Source organism: Cryobacterium sp. TS_SC_7, assembly GCF_056156285.1.
Window position 1 is genome coordinate 478451 of record NZ_CM149589.1, and the last position, 25382, is coordinate 503832.

Sequence of the window (25382 nt, forward strand, 5' to 3'; positions counted from 1 at the left end):
GTGATCAGTAAATCTTGCATTCACTGGATGGGCGAGCACTCAAGACGCTCACCCTTATTCAACGTTCACTTCGCCGCGCTGGCCTGCTCCTGTTGTTTTTTAACTGACTGCTCAATCCAGTTGGTATGGCCTGGGGTGTCCTCGAGAGACCACGTGAGGGGCTTGGTATCGAGCGTCTGGCTCGGCGACAAGGGAAAATTGGGGAAGTGCCGAAGCCGTCAATCACGGCTTCAGGGAAGGAAACGCAACATGACACAGGGACACATCACCGCCGATGGAATCACAGGTGCCGCCATAGAGAGCACTACGGGACACGTTCTTCTCGACCGGGTCTTCGATGCGGTTCTCTTCGATATGGACGGCACCCTGGTCGACTCGACGCGGGCCGCGAATCGCTCGTGGTTGCGTTGGGGTGCGGAAGCGGGCCTCGGGCCCTCGTTCACCGGCGTGGAGCACGGCGTGCCGGCACGGCAGATGGTCGCCCGCCACGTCCCAGAGGACAAAATCGAATGGTCCATCGCTCGCGTCCTCGAACTTGAGCTCGGCGACCTCGAGGGCGTCGAGATCCTGCCCGGGGCAGCGGAGCTCATGCGGTCCCTGCCCGAAAACCGCCGGGCCATCGTCACCTCCTGCTCCCGTGCTTTGTGCCTGGCCCGGCTCGAGTCCGCGGGCTTTGCCATCCCGGCGACTGTCGTGACCATGGATGACACGCCCCGCGGCAAGCCGTTCCCCGAGCCGTTCCTCAAGGCGGCCGCTCGACTGGGCGCGGATCCGCGCCGGTGCGTCGTGGTCGAAGATGCCCCCACCGGCCTCGCAGCCGGCCGTGCGGCGGGCTGCCTGACGATCGGTGTCGTCGGAACGTACGCGGCCGACCAGCTTGACGCTGACCTCGTGGTGCCCAGCCTCGACCGTTTGCGCATTAGAGTGCTGGACACCGGCGTCATGTTCGAGTTGCTCCCCGAGTAGTCCCAGGGCGGAGATGACGGGGCCAGTGATCGGTCGCAAGACCTAACCCTTACGTTACGGTAGAGTTAGTGGATCGGGTTGGTTGGCATTTATTGCAAGTCAACAACCTGACAATTATCAAGAAAGCTCGTTCGCGCGCTCTCGAGCGATCCACGATCGCTGACGCGTTGAGCGGTCTGCAACTTTGCAAGGAGCACAGTGAATTCAAATTCCTACGTATCAACAACCACTCGCATCGACGGGGTCGGGGGCTACGTCACCTTGGCGTCCCGTCAGACTGTGGAGGCCACCGGCTATGTCAGCCACGCCGAGCCACGGCACCGTGTAGGCCGCTTTATCTCGGATGCGCCGAGAGTGTCCCCGATCCGGGCTTAGAGCTCACAGGGGAAAAGACGAGTGGCCCCGCCAGCTGGCGGGGCCACTCGTCTTTGTTGGGATCGGGGCTCAGTGGCCGCCGCCGAGGTTCCCGGCCAGGCGGGTGTGCATCGTGGAGCTGGCTTCGTTCATACCCACGATGATGACGCGCTTGCCGTGGCGCTCGTACTTGTTGGTGATCGCGTCGAGTGCGGCGACGGTGGAGGCGTCCCAGATGTGCGAGTTCGACACATCGATGACAATGCGTTCCGGGTCGTCGGCGTATTCGAACTGGGTGGTGAGGTCGTTGCTGGAGGCGAAGAAGAGGGCCCCGGTGACGGTGTAGCAGGCGGTGGGCACGGTTTCACCCTCGGGCAGGGTGCGCTCCACGTTGACGAAGTGGGCGACGCGGCGCGCGAAGGCCACCATGGCGACGATGACACCCACGATGACGCCGATGGCGAGGTTGTGGGTGATCACGATGACGATCACAGTCGAGACCATGACGCTTGTTTCACTCTTGGGCATGCGCTTCAGGGTGCTCCAGCGAACGCTGTGCCAGTCGAAGGTGAGGAAGGCCACGATGATCATGACCGACACCAGGGCGGCCATTGGAACGACCGCGAGCACATCGCCGAGGCCGACAACCAGGACCAGCAGGAACACGCCGGCGAGGAACGTGGAGATGCGGGTTCGGGCGCCGGAGGCCTTGACGTTGATCATTGTCTGGCCGATCATGGCGCAGCCGCCCATGCCGCCGAAGAACCCGGAGAGCATGTTGGAGACGCCCTGGCCCCAGGCTTCGCGGGTCTTGTGAGAGTGGGTGTCGGTGACCTCGTCGACGATCTTCGCGGCCATCAGTGATTCGAGGATGCCGACCAAAGCCATGCCGAGGGCGAACGGGGCGATGATCGTGAAGGTCTCCCAGTTCAGTGGAACGTTCGGGATGAACAGCTCGGGCAGGCTCTTGGGAAGGTCGCCCTGGTCGCCGATAGTGGGCACGTTGATCGCGATAACGACGGTGGCGATGGTCAGCACGACGATCGACACCAGCGGCGCGGGAATGACCTTGGTGATGCGCGGCATCACGATCATGATGATGATGCCGACTGCGACGAGCGGGTAGACCATGAAGGGCACGTTGAGCAGCTGCGGAAGCTGGGCCGTGAAGATGAGGATGGCCAGGGCGTTCACGAAGCCGACCATGACGCTGCGGGGGATGAATCGCATGATCTTGGCCACGCCGATCACGGCCAGGATGATCTGGAAGACGCCGGCGAGGATGACGGTGGCGATGAAGTAGTCCAGCCCGTAGTCACGGGCGACCGGGGCGATGACGAGGGCGATCGCGCCGGTGGCGGCAGTGATCATCGCGGGGCGGCCGCCGAGGAAGGAGATGGACACGGCCATCACGAACGAGGAGAACAGGCCGACGCGGGGGTCGACGCCGGCGATGATCGAGAACGCGATGGCTTCGGGGATAAGTGCCATGGCGACGACGAGGCCGGCGAGTACTTCCCGGGTGAGGATGCGCGGTGTGCGCAGCGCGGTCATCACCGTCGGCTCGGCCTGATAACGATTGGGCGTGGGGGTTTTTTGGAGCAGGGCCATGGGGCCTCCAGTGCGTGGGTCTCTGAAAGAAACCGGGATGGGCAGAAAAAAGGGGGAGGGGGCGCCGCGATGCGCACGCCGACACTGTCACAGGTGACAATAGGGGGTGGGCTCACACCGTAGTGTCAGCCAACACTCGCAACACTACTCTAACGTTAGGGTTGGGTGTTAGTTGATGAACGAAAGGATCCCAGATGACCGCGGATACAGCGACCGGAACGATGCACATCGGCGAGCTGGCCGAGAAGACCGGATTGTCGTTGCGAACGATTCGCCACTACGACGAAATCGGCCTGCTCAAGGCGTCGGGTCGCACTGAAGGTGGGTTCCGGCTCTATACCCAGGAAGACCTGTCGCGGCTGATTCTCATTCGCCGGATGAAGCCGCTCGGGTTCTCGCTCGAGGAAATGATCGAGCTGCTGAAGGTCATCGACATACTCCAGGGCGGAGAGTCGGGCTCGGACAACCCGGAGGTGCGCGAAGAGCTGGGCAACTTCATCCGCCTCGCAGTCGAGCGGCGCGAGAAGCTGCAACAACAGCTGAAAATGGCAGACGAGTTCCTGGACCTGCTACGCCGCCAGTAGTCGGGCGTGCCGTGGCGACTTCACGAAGAGCGCCAGGACGGCCACGCTGATCGGAATCAGCGCCAGCGCCATCGCCGGAACGGTGAACCCTCCGGTCGCGTCGAATCCCAGCGAGAAGGCCACCGGCCCGAACGCCGTCGACGCCAGCCCGATCGACATAGCCACACCACGGATGCTTCCGATATGCACGGTGCCGTAGAAGCGTACGTAGGACGCCGCCTCCATCCCGCGCAGGCTGCCTCCCGCTGCGCCGAGCACCAGGCCGTAGACGACGGCGGTCCAGCCGGATCCCACGAGCGGCAGCATCAGGAGGGTCGCCGTCAGCGTCCCCATCGCGAACACCATGATCAGTTTCGGGTTGACCCGGTCGACGAGGCTGCCCGTGAGGACGGTCGCCAGAATTCCAGTGATCGTCTGGGGGAGGAAGTTCGTCGCGGCTTCCAGCGGGCTGAGCCCCTGCTCGCCCAGGAGGGCGATCTGGTGGAAGGCGAGCCCGGTGGTCAGCATGCCCGAGGTGGCCAGGCTAGCGGCGAGGAGCCAGAACATTCCGGTTCGGATGGCCTCGGGCAGCGTCCAGACTGGACCCTGGATGGTGATCTGGGCCGTCGATGGCACTGTCGGTGCCGTTGGTACAGCGCGGCGGCTGCGGCGAGGGAAGGCGAAGGCGAGTGGAATCACGATCGCGGCCACCGCAGCCGCTTCCCACCGCCAGGCGTTGTGGATTCCGACCAGGGCGATGAGCCGTTCCAGGCCGATCGGGGCCAGGGAGATCCCGGCTGAACCGATGGCGCTGGTCAGACCCAGGGCGAGGCCCCGCCGGTGGTGGATGGCGCGGGCGACCGCGGTGGTCGTGGCGAGGGTCAGAGCCCCCTGTCCGACCATGCGCACGCCCACGAACCCGGCGGTGAGGCCACCGATCTCACCGACGAAGCTGAGCGAGAACAGGATCAGGGCGAAGGCGACCCCGAGGGCGATTGTGACCGGGCGGGCGCCCCACCGGTCCAGGGCTCGGCCGACCACGGGTTGGGCGCTCGCGCCCAGGAGCGTTCCGATCAGGTAGCTGACGGAGATGTCGGTGCGAGAAACCCCCAACTCGGCAATGAGCGGATCGGTGAAGACCGACAGCCCGGCCGTTTGGCCGGGCGCCGTCATGACCGAGATCAATCCGGCCGCGCCCACGAGGCTCAACCAGGTCCATGGGACCCGCCGCCGAGAGCGGGACTGGCCCGCCGATGCCCTGTCACTGAGCGGCAGGTGCGAGGCTTCGGCCCTGGGGGGTGCTGCGGGAGAAGACACGAGACCTTTCACTGTAGGGGGAACGCACGGGGGGCGCTGTGGCGCGTATGCGACCGTTTTACCTTACTCTCACGTAAGAGGAGGGTCGAACGTGATGTTCGCTCCGGGCCGTAATCGAATACGCCACCCATCCCTTACGTTACGGTAGAGTTGAGATGTGGGGGGCAACTCGCCACTCGCGCTCTGGAGAGGAGCAACTCATGTTCGTTCATCCGCTGGCCCGCACCGATCAGCACCTGATCCAGGACTTCATGCTCACCAAAATCGCTTTGCTCCTGGCCCGGCACGCCGAGCGCTCGGAGTGGATCTTCGAAATGAGAGCCATGGACGAGAAGGCGCGCGAGGGCAGCTCCGGCGGCCCGGCGTTTTTATTCGTCTATACCGTCGCGCGGTACTACATCGCCGTGACGCGCACCCAGCCCGAGGTTCCGGCTGACACCGGTCGGTTCGGCAAACCCCGTTCGACGTTTGTCGATGACTTCACGGATGCTGTCGCCGCCAACGATCCGCAACGAGCCCTGACCCTCTGGGTGACGTCACCATTCAGCGTTGAAACCGGTGTGGCCGCACCAGCAACCCAGGAGCTCGCTTTCGGCTTCATTGATCGGCTCACCGATTCCGAGCCGGCCGTCACCGCGAACAACGTGGCGGACTTCCTTCCGGACCCGTTCGTCCCCGTTTTCCTCGGCAACGAGAAGCCTCAGCCCTAGCCCTCAGGGTTCCCCCGATTTTGATACACCCATCACCAGACACTGCCTAATGTGGGCGGCACTGAATATCGAGACCGGCACGCTGGTATGCGGCCGGCCTCGCACCAAGAAATGAGTCACTTTGACCAAGCACCAGCTCGACCTGTCCACCCCGCCGCCTCTGCCGAAGCGCGGCCTCCGAGTGACGCCCCTCGGCGGTCTCGGTGAGATCGGTCGCAACATGACCGTCTTCGAACATCAGGGCAAGCTCCTGATCGTCGACTGCGGGGTGCTCTTCCCGGAGGAGAACCAGCCCGGAATCAACGTGATTCTGCCTGACTTCTCCTCCATCCAGGACCGGCTGCAGGACATCGAAGCGATCGTGCTCACCCACGGCCACGAGGACCACATCGGCGGGGTTCCGTACCTGCTGCGTGAGCGCAAGGACATCCCGATCATCGGGTCGGAACTGACCCTGGCCTTTATCAGCGCCAAGCTCGAAGAGCACCGCATCACGCCCCGCCTGATCGAGGTCAAGGAAGGCCAGCGCCGCAAGGCCGGCCCGTTCGACCTGGAGTTCCTGGCCGTGAACCACTCCATCCCTGACGGGCTCGCCATCGCGATCCGCACCGAGGCCGGCCTGGTGTTGCACACCGGTGACTTCAAGATGGACCAGTTCCCCCTCGATCACCGTCTCACCGACCTGCCCGGTTTCGCCCGGCTGGGCACCGAGGGAGTCGACCTGTTCCTGGTCGACTCGACCAACGCCGACGTGCCTGGGTTCACCACCACCGAAGGCGACATCCGCCCGGCCATCGACGCCGTGTTCCGCACGGCGCCGCGCCGCATCATCGTCTCCAGTTTTGCGAGCCATGTGCACCGCATCCAGCAGGTCATCGACGCTGCCGCCCGTCACGACCGTAAAGTGGCCTTCGTCGGCCGGTCGATGGTGCGCAACATGGGCATCGCCGCGAAGCTCGGCTTCCTCGACATCCCCCAGGGACTGCTCGTGGACGCCAAAGCTTTGGAGCGGATGAAGGACGACAAGGTCGTGCTCATCTGCACCGGTTCGCAGGGTGAGCCGATGGCGGCGCTGGCCCGGATGGCCAACCGCGAGCACACCATCAAGATCGGCGAGGGTGACACCGTGCTGCTGGCCAGCTCGCTGATCCCCGGCAACGAGAACTCGATCTACCGGGTCATCAACGGCCTCACCCGCTGGGGTGCCAACGTCGTGCACAAGGGCAACGCCAAGGTGCACGTCTCCGGCCACGCCTCGGCCGGCGAGCTCACCTACTGCTACAACATCGTCAAGCCCAAGAACGTCATGCCGGTGCACGGCGAATGGCGCCATCTCACCGCCAACGCGAACCTCGCCATCCGTACCGGTGTCGACGAGGAACAGGTCCTGGTCGTGGAAGACGGCGTGGTCGTCGACCTCGTCGACGGCGTCGCCAAGGTCACCGGCCGAGTCGCGGCCGAGCTCGTGTTCGTGCACGGGATGACCGTGGGCGGCGAGGGGTCGGATGAGGCCCTCGCCGACCGTGTCCAGCTCTCCGAAGACGGCGCGCTGACGATCCTCGGCATCCTGGACACCCGGACCGGCCTGCTCGTCGAGCCGGTGGAATTCATCGCGCGCGGCTTCGTGCAGGATGACGAATGGATTCGAGGTGCGACCAAGTCGATCGACGAGGCACTCGCCGCCGCGAACAAGGTCAAGATCGTCAACGGGTCCGAACTCGAGGACATCTTCACTCAAAGCGTGTCCCGGTGGATGCAGCGCAAGTACCGCCGCCTCCCGGTCATCACTTCCGTCGTCGTCGACGCCTGACCGGCCCGGCGTCACCTGCACGTCGAACGGGCGGCCGCGTAATGCGGCCGCCCGTCTGTGTATCCGGTGAGAAGTGCGCCTAGTAGTCGGTGTGAACCGCGGTGCTGCCCGTGGCGAGATCCTCAAGAGTCAGCTCGGGGTGGTCTCTGACGGTGTTGCGCAGCCGCCACGGGGTGCTGAACAGGGCCAGGAGGGTGCCGTCGGAGCGCAGCAGCACTTCGACCTGGCGGTCGTGCCCGAGGATCTCGGCGCTTTGCCGATCGGTGCGCCGGGCGAGCTGGTAAGGAAGTGTTTCCAGGCGGATGGCGGCGCCGAAGTCGTGTGTCATTCGGTCCTCGACGACTTCGAACTGCATCGGTCCGACGGCGCCGAGCACCGGCGCCTGGTCACCGCGCAGTTCTGAACGCATGACCTGGATGACGCCCTCGTGGTCGAGCTGGTCGATCCCTCGCCGGAACTGTTTGTGTTTGCTGCTGTCTGCCGGGTGTGCCACTCGGAAATGCTCGGGTGCGAACAGGGGCATGGGTGGGAATTCGACCGGGTCCTGGTCGTAAAGGGAGTCACCGACGCGCAGGGATGCCGCGTTGATCAGGCCGACCACGTCGCCGGGCCAGGCTTCGTCGGTCGTTTTGCGTTCCTGGCCGAACATCTGCTGGGCGTACTTGGTGGCGAACGGCCGTCCGCTGGCGGCGTGGGTGACGACCATCCCGCGGTGGAAGACTCCGGAGCAGACGCGGACGAAGGCGACGTGGTCGCGATGTGCGGCGTTCATTCCGGATTGGACCTTGAACACGAATCCGGAGAAGGCGGCGTTGACGGGGCGGCGGCGGCCGACGATATCGGCTCGCGCTTCGGCCGGTGGGGCGGATTCGACCAGGGTTTCCAAAAGCTGCTGCACGCCGAAGTTCAGCACGGCCGCACAGAACAGCACGGGTGTGGTCTCCCCGGCGAGGAATCGGGCCTCGTCATGGTCCTGGCCCTCGACCCGGAGCAGACTGGATTCCTCGGACGCTGTCACCCAGGCATTACCTTCTTCGGTTTCAGCATCGGCCGGGGTGAAGCGGTCTTCGACCGCGGTCGTGGCGCCGCCGGGCGTGCGCGTGTACCGCACGTAGTCGCCGGACCGGCGATCGAGTACCCCGCGGAAATCTCCTGAGATGCCTACCGGCCAGGTGAGTGGGGTGGGGATCAGGCCGGTGCGGGCCCGGATCTCGTCCATCAGGGCGAGGGCGTCTTCGCCGGGGCGGTCCCACTTGTTGATGACGGTGATGACGGGCAGGCCGCGCTGCCGGCACACGTCGAAGAGTTTCATTGTCTGTATCTCGAGGCCTTTGCTGGCGTCGACGAGCATGACGGCGGCATCGACGGCGGAGAGCACCCGGAATGTGTCCTCGGAGAAGTCCGCGTGGCCAGGGGTGTCGACCAGGTTGATCACGGTGTCGCGATAGTGGAACTGGATCGCGGCCGAGGTGACGGAGATTCCGCGGGCCTGCTCCATGGCCATCCAGTCGGACACTGTTCCTCGTCGGCCGGCCTTGCCATGCACTGCGCCTGCCTTGTCGATCGCGTGGGCGTGCAAGAGCAGCGCCTCCGTGAGAGTGGACTTGCCGGCGTCGGGGTGGGAAATCACCGCGAACGTGCGACGGCGGAGGGCCTCGGACAGAACGTCGAGATTGGATACCTCGGGGGGATGGATCATTGATTCTTTCCTCGGGAAGGGACGGTGACACGGCATCTGTTGCCGGGGGAGTCAGAGGGCGCGGAGCATCTCCACGAAATCGCTGGCCACACCGATCCGTTCACGCAGGGCGTGTTCGCGGCGTTCGGCGTCGGTCAGTATTGCCGCCAGCTCCCGGCGATCGGCCGGTGTGGGTGTGGAGGAGGCGGATTCGACCCGGTCCAGTATCGCCAGGTCGTCCCGGATCTCGGTTGTGCTCAGCGATAGTGCGCGCATGGCACGGATGACCCGGGCCCGGTCCAGGTCTGCGGGAGCGTAGAAACGGTAGCCGCACTCACTGCGCCCGGAGGCCTGAAGCACTTTGATCTCGTCATAGTGACGGACGGTGCGTTGAGAAAGTCCGGTCCGGTCGGCGAATTCACCGATAAGCATGACAGCTACCTCTTTTCGTGCAGAAAGAACCGCACATATCTACTCTAACGTAAGAGTAGTGTTTGTGGTTGAGACAAAGATCTGAGGACTATGAACAGTGGAACCAAGCAACATCCGTGGTCACGTTATGTGGCTCTGGGCGATTCCTTCACGGAGGGCATCGGCGATCCGGAACCGGGTAGCCCGGGCGGGTATCGAGGGTGGGCCGACCGCATCGCGGAAGTGCTCAGCGCCGGCACAGACGACTTCGCCTATGCGAATCTCGCCGTTCGAGGGAAGGTGCTCCGGCAGATCGTCGACGAGCAGATCGAGCCGGTGCTCTCATTGCGCCCGGACCTGATCACGATTTCGGCCGGCGGGAATGACGTCATCCGGCCGCGCAGCGACCCGGACGAGGTTGCGGTCCGGTGCGAGGCCGCCATCGAACGGCTCAAGCGGGACAACGCCACGATCATTCTGTTCACCGGTCCTGACCTGGGTTTCTCCCCGGTATTTCGCGGTGTTCGCGGCAGGATTGCGATCTATAACGAGAATCTGCGCGCCATCGCGGTCAGACAGGAGTGCGTTGTCGCCGACCTGTGGGCCCTGACCGAGATTCAGGATCCCCGCATGTGGGCGCCCGACCGGCTGCACTTGAATGCCCTCGGTCATCACGCGGTGGCCCGCAGCGTGCTCTCGGCGCTCAACGTCGCGAATGTACTCCAGGCCTATAAGCCTGAAGCGATGCCGGACGGAACCTGGCGTGGTGCCCGCACCGAGGATCTCGTGTGGGCTCGCACCTATCTGGCACCATGGCTGCTTCGACGGGCCAGGCGGCAGTCCTCGGGCGACAACCTGCTCCCCAAACGGCCCACTGCCCTCTCCCTGAACGGGCCTCGGGCCTGAGCTGTGGCGGTCGCGGCCATCGCCTCTAGAGCTCGAGCGCCCCGATGACCTCGCTGTAGCGGGTCTGGCCGACGTCGGTGAAACCGACACGGTGAAAGAAGGCCTCCGGCCCGGCGGCCCCGGGTTCCCAGATCACGGTGACGCGATCGAGTCCTCGGCGGCGGGCTTCGTCGGCGAGGGCGGCGACGGCGAACGTCCCGACGCCCTGACCCTGGGCGTCCGCGTGCACGCTGATGCGCCAGAGGCATGCCCGAAATTCTTCCTCTTCGGCGTTGGGGTCGAAGTTGCCGTGGACGAATCCGACAACGTGGTCACCGTGCAGCACCACTCGTTGCCAGGAAACGGCCGGATTTGTCGCTGCGGCTGCCACCGAATATGAAACGGGGGTGATGAATTGTTCCTGCCCCGGCTTCAGACTCAGGTTGTTGGCCGCAACTACGTTGCCGGCGGACAGCACTTCCAATCGCAGTTCAGTCATACGAATCGATTAGCCTTTCTGGTCTTCGTTCTCTGGTCTTCGTTCTCTGGTCTTCGTTCGCTGGTGAAACAACGGCGCCCGCATCGATGCGGGCGATGCGGCCGCCGCTGGTCGGGTGGGCGGCGTCAGCCGAGTGCCGCCATCAGATGGGTCAGGTTCGTTTCCGGTGTCGGCAGGTTCACTGTGATGACGGGGAGTCCCTGGTCCAGGAGGTCCTGGGTGTCACCGGCGGCCTGGGCCGCCAGAAGCTGCTCGAACGTGAACGGGCGACCCGGGATGAAGAGATCCGTGGATCCGGTTGTGGTGATCTGCAGGAACACACCCTTCGCCGAGCCGCCTTCCTGGTAGAGGCCGGTGGAGTGCAGGAACCGAGGACCCCAGCCCAGGGTCACCGGTCGTCGGGCCTTGGTGGCCAGGCTGTCGCGCAGATCTGCCAGTTGGGGGAGGGCCTGGCGGTTGGCGTAGACCTGCACGGCCACATAGCCGTCGTCGCCGAGGTATGACAGTAGGGAATCCACGGCCTCCTTCAGCGTGTGGGAGTCGTTGACGATGTCGGCGGAGCCGCGCACTTCAATTCGTTCCGAGGTCAGGGCGGGGGGCACGGGTTGAGATCCCATCCGGACGAGTGCGCGCGTCGCCATATCCGTCGCTTCGATGTCGGGCTGTGCGAACGGGTTGATGCCCAGAATCCGGCCGGCCACCACGGTCGCGTACTCCCACAGGAGGATCAGGCCCCCCAGCGAACCGCTGACGATGATGTCCCCAGGCCGGGAGTCCTCGTCGGAGTCGGTGTCATCGACCAGACGTACGATCTGCAGATCGGGTAGGTGCATGGCCTCCCGGGCGTCGAGCTCCGGTGCGTTCGGAGCGAGCGTGAAGGGGAAGAGACCACCCGCTCGCTTGCCGATGGACTCGGTGATCAGCTGTTCGACCCAGAGGTCGAAGCCGACGGCACTGGTCCCGGTGACGATGAAGCCGAGTTTGTCCCTCAATGGGTTGGTGGCCGCGATTGCGGCACCGAGAATGAACCCGGGATTCTCGATCGCATCCACGGCCAGGTCCGGGGTGATCGCCTCCGCCTCGTCGAGGAGCTGCTGGATATCGGCGCCGGCCAGGCCGGCCGGAACCAGGCCGATGGCCGTCAGTGCCGAGTATCGGCCGCTGATGCGGGGGTCAGTGAGGAAAACGTGGTAGCCAGCGTGGCGTGCGCTGCCTTCGAGCGGGGTGCCCGGGTCGGTGACGACGATGATGCGTCCTCGAGGATCGATGCCGGCACCGACGAAGGTCTTCTCGTAGGCGCGGAGTTGGCTGTTTGTTTCGATGGTTTCGCCCGACTTCGAGCAGATGACGAGTGCCGTGCTGCTCAGGCGGTCGTGGAGGGCGGCGCGCACCCGGCCGGGATCGGCGGTGTCCAGCACGGTGAGCTCGACCCCGGCGGTGCGGGCGATCATCTCCGATGCCAGGGCGGATCCGCCCATCCCGCCCAGCACGATGTGGCTGATCCCCGCGGCGGCGAGTTCACCGCGCAGGGCGAGGATCTCAGGAATGAGGGGCCGTGCGGCGGCGACTGCCGGTATCCACCCGAGACTGATTCGCGCGGTCGCCTCCGTGGCGGCTCCCCACAGGGTTGCATCCTGGGCGCAGAGGCGCGTGGCGACGCTATCCGCGACAAGCAGGGGGACTGCGCGTCGCACAGCCGATTCCGTGTCGCGGCTGCGGCGGATCGTGACGCTCATTCGGCTGCCTCCAGGGCCACACGCACGGTTTGGAGGAGGTCGTTCCAGGACGCCCTGAATTTGTTCAGGCCCTCCGCTTCGAGGTGGTCGGTCACTCCGGCATAGGAGATGCCGAGGGCGGCGATCCTGTCAAGGATCTTTACCGCGGCCGGGTATGAGCCGGTGATCGTGTCACCCCGAACACAGGCATGGTCGTGGGTGGCCTCGAGTGTTTGTTCGGGCATCGTGTTCACGACATCACTGGCGGCGAGCTCGACGACGTACATCGTGTCGGGCCTGGTCGGGTCTTTGACGCCGGTTGACGCCCAGAGCGGGCGTTGTTCGTTGGCTCCGGCCGCGATCAGTTCCTGTGCGCGCTGGTCAGTGAACGTTTCCTGGTAGACCTCGTATGCGAGCCTCGCGTTGGCGATTCCGGCTTGTCCCCGGAGGGCGTGGGCCTCGTCCGTGCCAATGGCGTCCAGGCGGCGGTCGATTTCCGTGTCCAGTCTGGACACGAAGAAGGATGCAACGGAGTGGATGCTGGACAGGTCCAGTCCGGCTCTCTTCGCCCTCTCCAGCCCTGCCAGGTACGCTGCGATCACCTCGCGGTAGCGGTCCAGACTGAAGATGAGGGTCACGTTGACGCTGATCCCGGCACCGATGACCGCCGTGATGGCCTCCAGCCCTGCAGCGGTAGCGGGAATCTTGATCATCACGTTGTGCCGGTCGATTCGCGACCAGAGGGCCTTCGCTTCGGCAATCGTGGCATCGGCCCGATGGGCGTTCACGGGCGCGCACTCGATCGAGACCCGTCCGTCGAACCCCTGGGTCTGCACGAAGATGGGCCGGAGAATATCCGACGCCAAGGCAACATCCGTGGTCGTGATTTCAAAGACTGCATCAGCCGCGCTTGTGCCTTTGCCCGCCAAATCCTTGATCTGCTCGGCGTAAGACTCACCGTGGGCGAGGGCCGCCGCGAAGATCGTCGGGTTGGTTGTGACCCCGACCACATTGCGTGTCTTGATGAGTTCTTTCAAACTCCCGGACTGGATTCGCTCCCGCGACAGGTCATCAAGCCAGATGCTGACTCCCGCATCGGAGAGCCTTTGCGTGGGAGTCATTGTGGACGTGTGGGTCATAGCTGTTATCTCCTTGACGCTGGCAGTAGTCAAGGCCAGCTGGTTTCGTCGCGGTGATCACGGCAAGGTCGTTGCCTGTTGCAAAAGTGGGGGAGGGTTCAGCGTCTTTCGCTACCGGATCACAGCACCCCAACTCTACACTTACGTAAGAGTATATTTTGAGGATTAGGTCGTGGTGACGTAGACGGTGTTGGTCGACCTGCCGCCCGTGATCCCGTTGTCGAAGGAGATGACGTGGGCGGTGGACGTCACGAAGACGCTGGCCAGGCTCGCCATGAATTCGTCATCGGGCGGATCGTCCGACCACAGAGCGAACGTGCCGCCGACGCGGAGGTGACGCGCAAGCGCCTGTAGACCTGACACGGCATAGAGATCGGCATGACTGGGGTCCAGCTGATGGCGAGGCGAGTGATCGATGTCGACCAGGATCGCGTCGTAACGCGGGGAATCCGTTCGCGGCTCAGCACGCATCAGAGCGAAGAAGTCGTCGACCTGCAGTGTGGTTCGAGCGTCACCGGTGAGGGTGCGCGACGTGGGCAGCAACCCTCGCTGGTGCCAGTCGATCACGGTGGGAAGCGCGTCGACAACAGTGAGTGCTTGCACGCGCGGCTCGGCCAGCGCGGCGAGTGCGGTATAACCCAGGCCGAGTCCGCCCACGAGCACGGCCAGTTCGTCGCCCTCGGTGGCGGCGAGGCCCAGGTGCGCCAGCTCTTCTTCCGCCACGGTGAAGAGGCTGGACATGAGGAACTCGTCCCCCAGCTTCACCTCGAAGACCTCAACCCCCAGCGTGGGCTCGATGCGACGCCGAAGAGTCAGGTCACCCATCGGCGTCGGCTGCCAGTCCAGTTCCTCGAATCTCGCGATCATCGTCGGCCTCTTTCGTTGAATGCCTGATACCGGTGCACGGTTACTCGCCGCCGAGGTTGCCGGCGAGACGGGTGTGGATAAGGGTGCTGGCGTCGTTGAGCCCCACGAGCACCACACGCTTGCCGTGGCGCTCGTACTTGCTGGTGATGGCGTCGAGTGCGGCGACGGTCGAGGCATCCCAGATGTGGGAGCGGGTCATGTCGATCACGATGCGGTCGGGGTCGTCCGCGTATTCGAACTGGGTCGTGAGGTCGTTGCTGGAGGCGAAGAACAGTTCGCCGGTGACGGTGTAGTACGCGGTGGGCACAGGCTCGTCCGCGGGCAGGGTACGTTCGACGTTGACGAAGTGGGCGACGCGGCGGGCGAAGGCGACCATGGCCACGAGCACGCCCACGATCACGCCGATCGCGAGGTTGTGGGTGAGCACGACGACCGCGACGGTGGCGACCATGACGGTCGTCTCACTTTTCGGCATCCGTTTCAGGGTGGACAGACGGATGCTGTGCCAGTCGAAGGTCAGCACCGACACGATGATCATCACGGCGACCAGGGCGGCCATCGGGATGATCGCGACCAGGTCGCCGAGGCCGACGACGAGGACCAGCAGGAACACGCCGGCGAGGAACGTGGAGATGCGGGTGCGGGCGCCGGAGGCCTTCACGTTGATCATGGTCTGGCCGATCATGGCGCAGCCGCCCATGCCGCCGAAGATGCCCGACAGCATGTTGGCGACGCCCTGGCCCCAGGCCTCGCGACTCTTGCGGGAGTGGGTGTCGGTGATCTCGTCGACCAGTTTCGCCGTCATCAGGGACTCGAGCAGGCCCACGAGCGCCATCGCGACGGCGTACGGGGCGATGATCGTGAAGGTCTCCCAGGTGAGTGGAACGTTGGGGATGAACAGTTCGGGAAGGCTCTTCGGCAGTTCGCCCTGATCGCCGACGGAGGGCACGTTGATCGCGGTGACGACGACGACCACGGTGAGCAGCACGATCGCGACGAGCGGGGCGGGCACGATTTTGGTGAGCCGGGGCATCACCACCATGATCAGCAGTCCCACGGCGACCAGCGGGTAGACCATGAACGGCACTCCGAGCAGGTGGGGGAGCTGGGCCATGAAGATCAGGATCGCGAGGGCGTTGACGAAGCCGACCATGACACTGCGGGGGATGAACCGCATCACCTTAGCGACGCCGAGCACCCCGAGCACCACCTGGAAGACCCCGCCCAGGATGACCGTGGCGATGAAATAGTCCATCCCGTACTCGCGGGCGACGGGGGCGATCACGAGCGCGATCGCGCCGGTCGCCGCGGTGATCATCGCCGGTCGACCGCCGAGGAACGCGATCGACACCGCCATCACGAACGACGAGAACAGCCCGACCCGGGGATCGACGCCGGCGATGATCGAGAACGAGATCGCCTCCGGGATGAGCGCCATCGCCACGACGAGGCCGGCGAGCACCTCACGGGTCAGCAGGCGCGGAGAACGCAGTGCGGTCAGCACCGAAGGGTCGGCCTTGTAGCGAGTGGATTTGGGCAAACTCGTGAGAACAGCCATGAGGCCTTCCGGCAGGGAACGAAGCCGGACCCGGGAGGACAGCCGACAGGGAAACGCTACCCTAACGTCAGGTTAGGGGTGCTCAGGAGGTGGCATTCCGACGCCAATAGCTGGGCCTGGGGCCGTCAACCTAACACATACGTTAGGGTTGAGTTGCGACGTTTGGCCGCCTCTGATGTGCCTCAACGCCGCGATCAGCCACGCCGTGATCAGTCCTGATCCGATCAGTTGACGCGATGCACGCATCCGGAGTGCACCTCCGCAGGAGAAACACATGACAGAGATCCTTTCCACCGACGAAGCAGCCGAACATCGTTACCTCGCGAAGACGCTCGAGCTTCTGGAATCGGCGCACGCGAATATGGTCGATTCGATCGACCGCACGGCCATCTCGATCGGTGAACAGAAGCGCCAGATGTGGGAGCATCAGCGCGATATGGATCACGCCGAGAAGGCGAATGCCCGCATGGAGGTCTCAACGACGATCACGGTCGGCAATTACGCGGTCAAATCACGTGACTCCCTCGAGCGGCTGAGAAACTCGCCCTACTTCGGGCGGGTCGACTTTCAGCACACTGACACGGATGCCTCACGGCCGTATTACATCGGTGTGCACGGTTTCTGGGACCCCGAGACGCAAGACCTCCGGGTGCACGATTGGCGCGCACCGGTTTCGAGTCTCTACTACGACTACGAGACCGGTTCGGCGTCGTTCCTCGCGCCTGAGGGTGTCGCCGAGGGCGAGATCACGGGCAAGCGTCAGTACAAGATCGAGGGCGGACAGCTGCAATATCAGCTTGAGAGCTCGATCAATATCGGTGACGAGGTGCTGCAGCGCGAGCTCAGCGAGTCAGCCGATGACAAGATGCGCAACATCGTCGCGACGATCCAGCGTGAGCAGAACGCGGTGATCCGCAACGAGACGGCCAATGTGCTCATCCTGCAGGGCGTTGCGGGCTCCGGCAAGACCTCCATCGCATTGCACCGGTTGGCGTTTCTGCTCTACCGGTTCAAGGACACGCTGTCGTCCAGCAACGTCATGATCCTGTCTCCTAACAAGGTCTTCGCCGACTACATCGCCGACGTCCTCCCCGAGCTGGGCGAGGAACAGGTCGCGGAGATCGACCTGGACCGTATCGCCGCGCGCTTTCTCACCAAGATCGTGCAGCACCAGACCTTCAGCGAGCAGGTCAGCGGCCTCCTCGACAATGTTGACCAGGCTGCCGCCGAACGGATGCGAGCCAAGGCGACCCCGGAGTTCGTCGAGACCCTGAACGAGTGGATAGCCGCCCGGGCAGAGGACTTCACGCCCGATGGGATTCTGCAGCATTCAGAGCGGGTGACCGCCGACTGGGTCGCGGAGACCTACGCGAGCGGACACACCTCTCCCGTCTTCACCCGACTGGATCGCGTTGCCGACAGCGCGATCCACCTGATGAAGCAGCGCGTGCTGGACCGAGACGGCAAATGGAGCGCCGCCGACTCGACCGGTGTTCGCAAACAGGTTCGGGCGATGTTCCCCTACAGAGACGCGCTAGCGCTGTACCGGGCGTTCTTCGATCAGCCGTCGCGCCATGCACAATTCAAGATGCTCGACCGGAAGCGCATCGAGCACTCGGACGTTGCACCGTTGATCTTCACGATCATTACGACGGCGCGCCATGACAGCTACGAAGACATCCGTCACCTGCTCGTCGACGAGATGCAGGACTACACCCCCATTCAATACGCGGTTCTGCGGAAGCTGTTCGCCTGCAACATGACGATCCTCGGCGATTCCAACCAGTCCGTGAACCCCTTCAGCTCCTCGAACCTCGAGACGATTTTCAGCATCTTTCCCGAAGCGGACTGCCTCGAGCTCTGCAAGAGCTACCGCTCGACCACCGAGATCACCGAATTCGCTCAGAACATCTCCCGCAACGACAAACTCGTTCCAATCGAACGCCATGGCCAGCCGCCGCAACTCGTCGGCTGTGACACTCCGCAGGACGAGACCGCGCTCGTTCTCGACATCATCGCCGCGCACGAGCGAAGCGAATACCGATCGCTCGGGATCGTCTGCAAAACTCTCAATCAGGCGGAGCAGCTCTATCGAGCTGTCGCTGCGGAGGGCATCGAACTCACCCTCCTCGATTACGACAGCACGACCTTCACCGGTGGGATCATCATCACCTCGGCCCACATCGCCAAAGGGCTCGAGTTCGACGTCGTCATCGTCCCGCACGTCAATGACGCCACCTACGCCACCGATATCGACCGCAGCATGCTCTACATCGCGTGCACCCGGGCCATGCACCAGCTCCACCTCACCCACACCGGCACTGCATCGGAGTTTCTGCACTTCGCACTCGAGCTCAGGCACCAGGAAACGCAATGAGCCGGTGGCACCCGCGCCGACCAAGTGGCCTGGCCTCGGCCTGGTCCAGGTGTTGTGCCTTGTTTCCAAAATTGCGTGCATTCAGCGTGGGCTTTGTGCCCACGTCGTGGGTGATGACTCACCCCGGAACCAATGGGTACCTTTCCAGCTGGGGTGCCATTCTCGCGGGTTCCTCTCCCGCACAGATCATCGTCTAGGCGTCGAGCCGAGGTCACCGCGCGTTGCGCGGGTGAGCCGCTTCCTTCCCGGTTCGGTGCGGTTTCTCCGCACGACGACAGGCTGCCGCATGTGCGGCGGCCCGAACCCCCACCACATCACCCACCCATCACGGACTCGTACGCAGAGTCGGGGACGCGGCTTCTCCCACCCCTTTCGGTGGCCGATCCACGTTCCCAGAAAGGTGCTCCCTTGAGCGTCACCACCCTCCCCACATCGCCGGACTCAACATCGGGAATACCGGCACCGCCGCACTCTCAGAGTGCAGAGGATGTACTCACCGCTCTCGTCACCAGCCGTGAAGGACTCAGCACCGCGGACGCGGCTCAGCGTCTGGGCACGCACGGTCTGAATGCGCTGCCCGTTCCGCCAAAGAAGAACCCGATACTGCTCTTTCTCGGCCACTTCAACGACGTGCTGATCTACGTCCTCCTGGGTGCCGCTGTCCTTACTGCCGTTTTCGGTGAGTGGGTTGACTCCGCCGTCATCCTCTCCGTCGCCGTCATCAACGCCGTAATCGGTTTCCTCCAGGAGGGTCGTGCCGAGAAAGCCCTCGACGGCATTCGCAAGATGCTGTCCCTCAACGCACAGACGAGAAGGGGTGGATCCTGGCTCAACGCCGACGCGTCGACCCTGGTCCCTGGCGACATTGTTCGAGTGAAATCTGGCGACAAGGTCCCCGCAGACGTCCGCCTCGTCGAAGCCAGCAACCTCAGGGTCGAAGAGTCTGCTCTGACTGGGGAATCTTCCCCAGCGGGCAAACTAACCGACCCCGTGCCCGTCGATTCGGGCATCGGCGACCGTCACGGAATGCTGTTCTCCGGCACCCTCATTGCTACAGGGAGCGGCGTCGGCGTCGTCACCGGAACCGGTGCGAACACCGAAATCGGGCGCATCCAGTCGATGGTTGCCGAGACCGGCCGGCTCGCCACACCGCTCACCCGTCAGCTCGAGGCCTTCAGCAAGAAGATCTCACTGATCATCCTGGGCGTCGCAGGACTGATGCTCGTCGTGGGCCGCCTCATCCATGAACGCGACTTCGGCGACCTGTTCTCTGCGACTGTCGGATTCGCCGTTGCGGCGATTCCCGAGGGACTACCTGCCTTGGTGACCATCACGCTCGCCCTCGGCGTTCGCCAGATGGCGAAACACCAGGCCATCGTCCGCAAGCTCACCGCGGTGGAGACTCTTGGTTCGGTCACCACAGTCTGCACCGACAAGACCGGCACCCTGACGCGCAATGAAATGACTGTTCGCACCGCCGTCACCGCACGGGGAGCGTTCCAGGTCGGTGGAATCGGTTACGCGCCCACCGGCGAAATCACCCACAATGGCGCGGTCGCGGCGTCATCTGAATTTCCCGATCTGGGCAAGCTGATTGAAGTACTGGCCGTATGCAACGACGCCCGTGTCAGTGAAACCGAGGGGGTCTGGCATGTCGTCGGTGAGCCCACCGAAGGTGCCCTCCGCACTCTTGCCCTCAAATCCGGCTTTGACGATGCGGGCCACGAGCGACTCGGCGTCATCCCGTTTGAATCCGACAACAAATTCATGGCAACCCTCAATCAGCTGGCCGACGCAAAGCCGCGCATCCTGATGAAGGGGGCCCCGGATCGCCTCCTCACGCGTGCCACCAAGCAACTCGGTGTCGGCGGTGAAGTCGAGCCCCTCGACGAGGCGTACTGGACGCAGCACATCGACGACCTCAGCGCGCAGGGTCTGCGGGTGCTCGCCGCCGCAATCAGTGACGCACCTGTGGGAACGGGCGCGCTGCACGTCTCCGATTTGGACACAGGCCTGGTGTTTCTGGGAGTGGTCGGAATTGTCGATCCGCCGCGGCCCGAAGCGATTACGGCCATCGTCACAATGCATGGCGCGGGTATTCGGGTGAAGATGATCACGGGCGACCACCCGGGCACCGCGCTGGCGATCGCCCGAGAGATGGGCATCGCCCAGGCGGACTCTCGAGTGCTGACGGGCAGCGAACTGGAAGCCATGTCGCAAGACCAGCTCGCGAAGGTTGTCCGCGACGTCGACGTGTTCGCCCGCACCAGCCCGGAACACAAGCTCCGAATCGTCAAGGCGCTCCAATCCCACCAGGAAGTGGTGGCGATGACCGGAGACGGCGTGAACGATGCCCCGGCACTTCGGCGTGCGGACGTCGGAGTCGCGATGGGAATCAAAGGAACCGAGGCGACTAAGGAAGCCGCTGACATCGTTCTCGCCAACGACAACTTCGCCACCATTCAGCGGGCCGTCAAAGAGGGGCGCCGCATCCGTGACAACCTTCAGAAATCTATTGTGTTCATCCTCCCGACGACCGCAGCCCAGTCCCTGGTGCTGCTGCTCGCCGTGTTGTTCGGGTTCACGCTGCCGCTGCAACCCACCCAGATCCTCTGGGTCAACCTCATCACCGCTGTCACCCTGTCTCTGGCGTTGGCGTCAGAACCTGCGGAGGCCGGCATCATGCTCAGGAAGCCGCGCGCCCCGGGAGGATCCATACTGGACCGCGCCTACATTGGCCGGATTGTCTGGGTCTCTTTGTTGATCACCGCAGCGACAATTGCGGTCTTCTTCCTCGAACAAGGGCTCGGGTCCACCACAGCGGAAGCACAGACGACCGCGGTCACGATGCTCACTTTCAGCCAGCTCGCGTTCCTGTTCAACTCACGCTTCCTCCGGGCATCGAGCCTGACCGTGAAGGTCTTTCGGGGCAACCGTGCGATCTGGATCTCGATCGGCATTCTGCTGGTCCTTCAACTCGTATTCGTCTACGCGCCATTCATGAACGTGTGGTTCAGCTCGACGGCCGTGGGACTCCGCGAGTGGGGCTACACACTGGGCCTTTCCGCGGTCATCTTCCTCCTCGTCGAAGCGCAGAAGGCTATCGGCCGGTTACGCGTTCGCCGCGCCTGAGAGTCACCAATCGCCCTGTATGCGTGATCGTTGGTGTCACATCCGGCCAGCCCGATGTGGTTGTTCTGAATGCGGCTGGCGCATCGCCAGCACCGCCCCGTGTACAACAGCGTGATCTGCGGAATCCAGGCTGCCACCAAGGCGTTCACGGAACTCGGACACGGAGGGAAGATCATCAGTGCCGCGTCCCAGGCCGGCCACATCGGCAACCCCGGCCTGACGTTGTACTCGTCGACGCAGTTCGCGATTCGTGGTCTGTCCCAGATCGCAGCTCGCGACCTCGCCCCGCTGGGCATCACGGTCAACAGCTTCGCCCCCGGCATAGTGAGGACGCCCCTGATGGAGAACCTGGCGAAGAAGCTGGCCGCCGACAACGGCCAGCCGGAGGCGTGGGGTTGGGAACAATTCACCAAGGGCATCGCTCTGGACCGCCTCGCCGTGGTGGCCGACGTCGCGGGCGTCGTCTCGTTCCTGGCCGGACCGGACTCCAACTACGTCACCGGCCAGTCGATTCTGGTTGACGGCGGAATGGTCTTCAACTAGTCACCCCTCTGTGCTTCAGCCGAGGAGGCCGAAATTGGCAAGAATGAGCGTAGAAGTGGAACTGGAGAAGGGCGAACTCACGAAGTATCGGCGTCACGAGAATGGGCGCGGACTGGTGTCACATCTCGCTGCGTTCGGAACAGGATCGCGGCGCGCACGAGGCGATCTAGCTCGTTTTGGCCACGGTCATTAGGACCGTGGAGTCCTCGACTGCTTCCAGGCTGTGGCGTGCGTCCGGAACGATCAGGAAATCACCGGTTCGCCCCTCCCAGACGTCGTCGCCGGCTTTCAGCCGCACGCGTCCGCTGAGAACATAGATCGTCGCTTCGCCCGGATTTTCATGCTCGCTGAGGGAAACCCCGGTCAGCAATGCGATGACGGTTTGACGCATCACTCTTTCGTGGCCGCCGAAGACCGTCCCGGCGGCGCGACCACTTGTGCTGGCGGCGGCGGTCTTCAGATGTTCGCGGGCGAAGGCTTCGATCGAGATCTTTTGCATAGTTCCATTCTCACTGTCCTGGTCTGTCGACGACAGGTGGGACCGCTATTCGGCCGCGCGCTCACTACCCGGTTGGAGTGACCTGGGATGCCCTAGTGCACTCTCGGTTTGTGGCCATTTACTGACTCGATGTGCTTGATCTTGAGCTCGAAGCGGCTTGGGGCATCGATCAAATCGGCCGAGGTGTGCCTGTCACTGTGAATTGAGGGGCGTTTCATCACACCTTCATACTCTCGGAGGCTGGAGCTTCACGCGCGATCTACCTGCTCACCGGGTATACCCGCGGAACCCTCGTCGGCTTGGCCGACGGCGCCATCTGGTGGGGTCTCGGACCGCTGGTGATGATGCCCCTGATGCTGGGGATGCCCCTCGTCGTCCTGGACATGACCAGCGTGTTCTCTCTGATGGGGCATCTGATCTACGGGGCTACTCTGGGGCTGACGGTCGTGCATATCCTCACGAGCCGTGCGTGAGAAATTGCTTGAGAAGTGCGGAGACGAAATGGGTGTGCACGAGCAGCTGGCCGGGCTGCTCGGCGCGACCCGGGAGGCGACCAGCAAGACCATGGCCGATTTCACCGCCCGTAACCTGATCCGGCAGTGCCGGGGACGCATTGTCATCCAGGATGCCTCCGCACTGCGCGTTGTCGCCCGGCGCACGGCGTGACCGACCAGCGAGGTTGCACGACCGGCACCACCCGCACTGACCAAAGGAACCCGTTATGACCAGCACGCCCTCAGTGATCGTGTTCGACGTCAACGAGACCCTCTCCGACATGTCCCCGCTGAGCGCCCGGTTCGTGGAGGTCGGCGCTCCGGCCTCCCTGGCCCGGGTCTGGTTCGCCACGCTGCTGCGGGACGGTTTCGCCCTGGCCGCCGCGGGCGGCACCGCGAAATTCTCGATGATCGGATCCGAGATCCTGCGCGGGGTCCTCCGCGACGTCGCCCTGACCCGCGGCCACGACGACGCGGTGCGCCACGTGATGGACGGCTTCGAAACGTTGAGCCTGCACCCGGACATCACCGACGGCATCCTCGAGCTGAAGCGGGCGGGGTTGCGCCTGGTGACGTTCTCCAACGGATCCGCGCAGGTGGCCGAGTCCCTCCTCACCCGGGCGGGTCTCCGCGGCGACTTCGAGGCCCTGCTCACGGTGGAAGACGCCCCGGCCTGGAAGCCGGTTCGCTCTGCCTACGAGTACGCCGCGGATGCCTGCGGCGTCCAGCCGTCCGACCTGCTCCTGGTGGCCGTGCACCCCTGGGACATCCATGGGGCAGCCCAGGCGGGCCTCCGCACCGCGTGGCTGAACCGCACCGATGAAACCTACCCCAGCTACTTCACGGCACCGGACCACACCATCACCGCCCTCGGCGAATTGGCCACCCGGCTCGCCCCCGACCCTCGCACGATCAACAAGAGAACGGACAACGCATGATTAGGCACAGCGAGAGACTGGCGTTCCCCGGCTCCCAGGGGTCGGCGTTGGCGGCGCGTCTGGACCTGCCGGAGTCGACGCCCCGGGCCTACGCACTGTTCGCGCACTGCTTCACGTGCAGCAAAGACGTGCTCGCGGCCGCCCGCATCTCCCGCGCCCTGACCGACTTCGGAATCGCGGTGCTCCGGTTCGACTTCACCGGCCTGGGCCAGTCCGGGGGAGACTTCGCCAACACCAACTTCAGTTCCAACATCGAGGATCTGGTGCACGCCGCCGATTATCTGCGTCAGCACTACGCGGCGCCAACTCTTCTAATCGGGCACTCGCTGGGCGGGGCCGCCGTGCTTGCCGTCACCCACCGCATCCCCGAGGTGCGGGCCGTGGCGACGATCGGGGCGCCGGCGGACCCGAATCATCTTTCGCACCTGTTGAGTGAGAGCCGCACCGAGATCGAGGCGTGCGGCGAAGCCGAGGTTGAACTCTCCGGCCGTACCTTCCGCATCCGTCGTCAGTTCCTCGACGATATCGCCGCCCAGCCTCAAGCCCAGCGCATTGGCAGCCTGGGCGCGGCCCTGCTCGTGATGCACTCTCCGACCGACGCCATCGTCGATGCCGACAACGCGCGGCGCATCTACGAGGCAGCCCGGCATCCGAAATCGTTCGTGGCGCTCGACGGGGCCGACCACCTGCTCACGAAGCCGGCGGATGCCGCCTACGCGGCCGCTATGCTCGCCACCTGGGCCGGCCGCTACGCATTCGCCGCGCTCCCGGAGCCGGCTGCATCCTCCACGCCGGACGACCCGGCTGAAGGACTCGTCGTCGTGGCCGAGACCGGGACCGGGGCCTTCGCCCAGCAGATCAGGATCGGTCGGCACCGGCTGACCGCGGACGAGCCCGCTCCCATCGGTACCGACAGCGGCCCGTCGCCCTATGATTTCTTACTGGCCGGCCTGGGTGCCTGCACTTCGATGACGGTGCGGATGTATGCCCAGCGCAAGAAGTGGCCGCTGGAGAAGGTCACTGTTTCGCTGCGGCACTCCCGAATCCATGCGCAGGACTGCAGTAACTGCGAGACCGAAACCGGCCAGGTGGACCGCATCGAACGGGTCATCCGGTTCGACGGTGACCTCGACGACGAGCAGCGTCAGCGGTTGCGCGAAATTGCCGATAAATGCCCCGTGCACCGCACCCTGCACTCGGAAATCGTCATCGACACGACGGTCGCCGACGGCGATCGAGGTTCCACAGCAATCAGAGATGACTTGGATGTCGGAGTCCAGGCCGGGTAGCACTCCCGATCGCCGACCACGCACAGT

General features: G+C 64.2%; 22 protein-coding genes. 12 read left to right on the forward strand and 10 right to left on the reverse strand.

Going from position 1 to position 25382, the window contains the following annotated elements; all coding sequences use genetic code 11:
• Positions 1-249 precede the first annotated feature (249 nt).
• Complete coding sequence (locus tag AC0J5J_RS02250) at positions 250-966, forward strand: HAD family hydrolase (protein WP_474899299.1); 717 nt, start codon at positions 250-252, stop codon at positions 964-966.
• 444 nt (positions 967-1410) lie between these two features.
• Here AC0J5J_RS02250 and AC0J5J_RS02255 read toward each other — a convergent pair whose 3' ends face one another.
• Positions 1411-2931 (reverse strand): SulP family inorganic anion transporter, encoded by a 1521-nt coding sequence (locus AC0J5J_RS02255; RefSeq protein WP_474899301.1) that lies wholly within the window; start codon positions 2929-2931, stop codon positions 1411-1413.
• A gap of 194 nt (positions 2932-3125) precedes the next feature.
• Here AC0J5J_RS02255 and AC0J5J_RS02260 point away from each other — a divergent pair, with 194 nt between their 5' ends.
• Complete coding sequence (locus tag AC0J5J_RS02260; protein WP_134374996.1) at positions 3126-3515, forward strand: MerR family transcriptional regulator; 390 nt, start codon at positions 3126-3128, stop codon at positions 3513-3515.
• On the opposite strand, the gene AC0J5J_RS02265 is transcribed toward AC0J5J_RS02260, so the two are convergent.
• Complete coding sequence (locus AC0J5J_RS02265) at positions 3501-4694, reverse strand: MFS transporter (RefSeq protein WP_474900180.1); 1194 nt, start codon at positions 4692-4694, stop codon at positions 3501-3503. The two genes, AC0J5J_RS02260 and AC0J5J_RS02265, sit on opposite strands and share 15 nt — an antisense overlap.
• 317 nt (positions 4695-5011) lie before the next feature.
• Between AC0J5J_RS02265 and AC0J5J_RS02270 the strand changes: the two genes are divergently transcribed.
• Together AC0J5J_RS02270 and AC0J5J_RS02275 are read left to right on the forward strand one after the other, a co-directional pair.
• Positions 5012-5521, forward strand: a complete 510-nt coding sequence (locus AC0J5J_RS02270) for a hypothetical protein (protein ID WP_474899303.1) — start codon at positions 5012-5014, stop codon at positions 5519-5521.
• A 121-nt stretch (positions 5522-5642) separates the two neighbouring features.
• The gene (locus tag AC0J5J_RS02275; RefSeq protein WP_474899305.1) at positions 5643-7331 is read left to right on the forward strand and encodes a ribonuclease J; all 1689 of its coding nucleotides are present in this window, start codon (positions 5643-5645) and stop codon (positions 7329-7331) included.
• Between the two features lie 79 nt (positions 7332-7410).
• Here the strand turns inward: AC0J5J_RS02275 and AC0J5J_RS02280 are convergent, their stop codons facing one another.
• Both AC0J5J_RS02280 and AC0J5J_RS02285 read right to left on the reverse strand, forming a co-directional pair.
• Positions 7411-9030 carry a peptide chain release factor 3 gene (locus AC0J5J_RS02280; RefSeq protein ID WP_474899307.1) on the reverse strand — a complete coding sequence of 540 codons (1620 nt, stop codon included), beginning with the start codon at positions 9028-9030 and terminating at the stop codon, positions 7411-7413.
• A gap of 51 nt (positions 9031-9081) precedes the next feature.
• Positions 9082-9441 (reverse strand): MerR family transcriptional regulator, encoded by a 360-nt coding sequence (locus AC0J5J_RS02285; RefSeq protein ID WP_474899309.1) that lies wholly within the window; start codon positions 9439-9441, stop codon positions 9082-9084.
• A gap of 90 nt (positions 9442-9531) precedes the next feature.
• Between AC0J5J_RS02285 and AC0J5J_RS02290 the strand changes: the two genes are divergently transcribed.
• Positions 9532-10326, forward strand: a complete 795-nt coding sequence (locus AC0J5J_RS02290; RefSeq protein WP_474899311.1) for an SGNH/GDSL hydrolase family protein — start codon at positions 9532-9534, stop codon at positions 10324-10326.
• Positions 10327-10351: 25 nt separating this feature from the next.
• Here AC0J5J_RS02290 and AC0J5J_RS02295 read toward each other — a convergent pair whose 3' ends face one another.
• The 5 genes from AC0J5J_RS02295 to AC0J5J_RS02315 form a co-directional block, all read right to left on the reverse strand.
• Positions 10352-10804 carry a GNAT family N-acetyltransferase gene (locus AC0J5J_RS02295; RefSeq protein WP_474899313.1) on the reverse strand — a complete coding sequence of 151 codons (453 nt, stop codon included), beginning with the start codon at positions 10802-10804 and terminating at the stop codon, positions 10352-10354.
• Positions 10805-10929: 125 nt separating this feature from the next.
• A complete protein-coding gene (locus AC0J5J_RS02300) occupies positions 10930-12540 on the reverse strand; it encodes a glucose-6-phosphate isomerase (protein ID WP_474899315.1) in 1611 nt (536 codons plus the stop codon).
• Entirely contained in the window at positions 12537-13658 is a 1122-nt protein-coding gene (tal, locus tag AC0J5J_RS02305) for a transaldolase (RefSeq protein ID WP_474899316.1), read from the reverse strand. Before tal ends, AC0J5J_RS02300 begins: the two co-directional genes overlap by 4 nt.
• A 165-nt stretch (positions 13659-13823) precedes the next feature.
• Positions 13824-14525, reverse strand: a complete 702-nt coding sequence (locus tag AC0J5J_RS02310; protein ID WP_474899318.1) for a spermine/spermidine synthase domain-containing protein — start codon at positions 14523-14525, stop codon at positions 13824-13826.
• Positions 14526-14565: 40 nt separating this feature from the next.
• The gene (locus AC0J5J_RS02315; protein ID WP_474899320.1) at positions 14566-16065 is read right to left on the reverse strand and encodes a SulP family inorganic anion transporter; all 1500 of its coding nucleotides are present in this window, start codon (positions 16063-16065) and stop codon (positions 14566-14568) included.
• A 292-nt stretch (positions 16066-16357) separates the two neighbouring features.
• Here AC0J5J_RS02315 and AC0J5J_RS02320 point away from each other — a divergent pair, with 292 nt between their 5' ends.
• The 3 genes from AC0J5J_RS02320 (at position 16358) to AC0J5J_RS02330 (ending at position 22135) form a co-directional block, all read left to right on the forward strand.
• Positions 16358-18460 (forward strand): HelD family protein, encoded by a 2103-nt coding sequence (locus AC0J5J_RS02320; RefSeq protein WP_474899322.1) that lies wholly within the window; start codon positions 16358-16360, stop codon positions 18458-18460.
• A gap of 408 nt (positions 18461-18868) precedes the next feature.
• Positions 18869-21592, forward strand: a complete 2724-nt coding sequence (locus tag AC0J5J_RS02325; RefSeq protein ID WP_474899324.1) for a cation-translocating P-type ATPase — start codon at positions 18869-18871, stop codon at positions 21590-21592.
• 69 nt (positions 21593-21661) lie between these two features.
• Positions 21662-22135, forward strand: a complete 474-nt coding sequence (locus AC0J5J_RS02330) for an SDR family oxidoreductase (protein ID WP_474899326.1) — start codon at positions 21662-21664, stop codon at positions 22133-22135.
• Between the two features lie 166 nt (positions 22136-22301).
• On the opposite strand, the gene AC0J5J_RS02335 is transcribed toward AC0J5J_RS02330, so the two are convergent.
• Positions 22302-22634 carry a cupin domain-containing protein gene (locus AC0J5J_RS02335; protein WP_134423255.1) on the reverse strand — a complete coding sequence of 111 codons (333 nt, stop codon included), beginning with the start codon at positions 22632-22634 and terminating at the stop codon, positions 22302-22304.
• 299 nt (positions 22635-22933) lie between these two features.
• On the opposite strand from AC0J5J_RS02335, the gene AC0J5J_RS02340 reads away from it, so the two are divergent.
• Genes AC0J5J_RS02340 through AC0J5J_RS02355 form a run of 4 tightly spaced genes read left to right on the forward strand, consistent with a single transcriptional unit; the run spans position 22934 to position 25355 of the window.
• On the forward strand, positions 22934-23107 hold the full coding sequence (locus AC0J5J_RS02340) for a hypothetical protein (RefSeq protein WP_474899327.1): 174 nt from the start codon (positions 22934-22936) through the stop codon (positions 23105-23107).
• Entirely contained in the window at positions 23100-23300 is a 201-nt protein-coding gene (locus AC0J5J_RS02345; protein WP_474899329.1) for a helix-turn-helix domain-containing protein, read from the forward strand. Before AC0J5J_RS02340 ends, AC0J5J_RS02345 begins: the two co-directional genes overlap by 8 nt.
• 55 nt (positions 23301-23355) lie before the next feature.
• On the forward strand, positions 23356-24066 hold the full coding sequence (locus tag AC0J5J_RS02350) for a haloacid dehalogenase type II (protein ID WP_474899331.1): 711 nt from the start codon (positions 23356-23358) through the stop codon (positions 24064-24066).
• On the forward strand, positions 24063-25355 hold the full coding sequence (locus tag AC0J5J_RS02355; RefSeq protein ID WP_474899333.1) for a bifunctional alpha/beta hydrolase/OsmC family protein: 1293 nt from the start codon (positions 24063-24065) through the stop codon (positions 25353-25355). The genes AC0J5J_RS02350 and AC0J5J_RS02355 overlap by 4 nt, the downstream gene beginning before the upstream one ends.
• The last annotated feature ends 27 nt before the right edge of the window (positions 25356-25382 follow it).

Bases quoted from the DNA above. Each gene is read 5' to 3' on its own strand.
- AC0J5J_RS02320 (WP_474899322.1), top strand. From the start codon at position 16,358: ATGACAGAGATCCTTTCCACCGACGAAGCAGCCGAACATCGTTACCTC.
- AC0J5J_RS02285 (WP_474899309.1), bottom strand. From the start codon at position 9,441: ATGCTTATCGGTGAATTCGCCGACCGGACCGGACTTTCTCAACGCACC.
- AC0J5J_RS02335 (WP_134423255.1), bottom strand. From the start codon at position 22,634: ATGCAAAAGATCTCGATCGAAGCCTTCGCCCGCGAACATCTGAAGACC.
- AC0J5J_RS02255 (WP_474899301.1), bottom strand. From the start codon at position 2,931: ATGGCCCTGCTCCAAAAAACCCCCACGCCCAATCGTTATCAGGCCGAG.
- AC0J5J_RS02300 (WP_474899315.1), bottom strand. From the start codon at position 12,540: ATGAGCGTCACGATCCGCCGCAGCCGCGACACGGAATCGGCTGTGCGA.
- AC0J5J_RS02330 (WP_474899326.1), top strand. From the start codon at position 21,662: ATGCGGCTGGCGCATCGCCAGCACCGCCCCGTGTACAACAGCGTGATC.
- AC0J5J_RS02350 (WP_474899331.1), top strand. From the start codon at position 23,356: ATGACCAGCACGCCCTCAGTGATCGTGTTCGACGTCAACGAGACCCTC.
- AC0J5J_RS02270 (WP_474899303.1), top strand. From the start codon at position 5,012: ATGTTCGTTCATCCGCTGGCCCGCACCGATCAGCACCTGATCCAGGAC.
- AC0J5J_RS02295 (WP_474899313.1), bottom strand. From the start codon at position 10,804: ATGACTGAACTGCGATTGGAAGTGCTGTCCGCCGGCAACGTAGTTGCG.
- AC0J5J_RS02355 (WP_474899333.1), top strand. From the start codon at position 24,063: ATGATTAGGCACAGCGAGAGACTGGCGTTCCCCGGCTCCCAGGGGTCG.
- AC0J5J_RS02280 (WP_474899307.1), bottom strand. From the start codon at position 9,030: ATGATCCATCCCCCCGAGGTATCCAATCTCGACGTTCTGTCCGAGGCC.
- tal (WP_474899316.1), bottom strand. From the start codon at position 13,658: ATGACCCACACGTCCACAATGACTCCCACGCAAAGGCTCTCCGATGCG.
- AC0J5J_RS02310 (WP_474899318.1), bottom strand. From the start codon at position 14,525: ATGATCGCGAGATTCGAGGAACTGGACTGGCAGCCGACGCCGATGGGT.
- AC0J5J_RS02260 (WP_134374996.1), top strand. From the start codon at position 3,126: ATGACCGCGGATACAGCGACCGGAACGATGCACATCGGCGAGCTGGCC.
- AC0J5J_RS02290 (WP_474899311.1), top strand. From the start codon at position 9,532: ATGAACAGTGGAACCAAGCAACATCCGTGGTCACGTTATGTGGCTCTG.
- AC0J5J_RS02250 (WP_474899299.1), top strand. From the start codon at position 250: ATGACACAGGGACACATCACCGCCGATGGAATCACAGGTGCCGCCATA.